This is a genomic window from Pseudoalteromonas sp. Angola-4, from assembly GCF_028599265.1.
Taxonomy (GTDB): Bacteria; Pseudomonadota; Gammaproteobacteria; order Enterobacterales; family Alteromonadaceae; genus Pseudoalteromonas; species Pseudoalteromonas atlantica.
The window spans coordinates 1-1,083 of record NZ_JAQREK010000042.1 but is presented as its reverse complement, the minus strand read 5'-3'; the positions used below and the strand labels follow the sequence as shown (position 1 = coordinate 1,083).

Sequence of the window (1,083 nt, the reverse complement as noted above, 5' to 3'; positions counted from 1 at the left end):
TAGCTATTAACTTCTGTCGCTTGTTTCTGTCACAAAACGCGTTTGGCGTTGTATGGTTAAGCCTCACGGGTAATTAGTACAAGTTAGCTTAATGGCTCACACCACTTCCACATCTTGCCTATCAACGTTGTAGTCTTCAACGGCCCTTCAGAGACTTTAAAAGTCTAGTGAGAAATCATCTCGAGGCCTGCTTCGCGCTTAGATGCTTTCAGCGCTTATCAGTTCCGAACGTAGCTACCGGGCAATGCCATTGGCATGACAACCCGAACACCAGCGGTTCGTTCACTCCGGTCCTCTCGTACTAGGAGCAACCCCTCTCAATTCTCAAACGCCCACGGCAGATAGGGACCGAACTGTCTCACGACGTTCTAAACCCAGCTCGCGTACCACTTTAAATGGCGAACAGCCATACCCTTGGGACCGACTTCAGCCCCAGGATGTGATGAGCCGACATCGAGGTGCCAAACACCGCCGTCGATATGAACTCTTGGGCGGTATCAGCCTGTTATCCCCGGAGTACCTTTTATCCGTTGAGCGATGGCCCTTCCATTCAGAACCACCGGATCACTATGACCTACTTTCGTACCTGCTCGACGTGTCTGTCTCGCAGTTAAGCTGGCTTCTACCATTACACTAACCGTACGATGTCCGACCGTACTTAGCCAACCTTCGTGCTCCTCCGTTACTCTTTGGGAGGAGACCGCCCCAGTCAAACTACCCACCAGGCACTGTCCGTAACCCCGATTCAGGGGCCAACGTTAGAACATCAAAACTACAAGGGTGGTATTTCAAGGACGACTCCACAACAACTAGCGTCGCTGCTTCAAAGTCTCCCACCTATCCTACACATGTAGGTTCAATGTTCAGTGCCAAGCTGTAGTAAAGGTTCACGGGGTCTTTCCGTCTAGCCGCGGGTACACAGCATCTTCACTGCGATTTCAATTTCACTGAGTCTCGGGTGGAGACAGCGTGGCCATGGTTACACCATTCGTGCAGGTCGGAACTTACCCGACAAGGAATTTCGCTACCTTAGGACCGTTATAGTTACGGCCGCCGTTTACCGGGGCTTCGATCAAGAGCTTC

1 rRNA gene is annotated in these 1,083 nt (G+C 51.5%); it reads right to left on the bottom strand.

The window, feature by feature from the left end:
- Positions 1-52: 52 nt before the first annotated feature.
- A 23S ribosomal RNA gene (locus PSH48_RS20640) occupies positions 53-1,083 on the bottom strand; the annotation flags it as partial.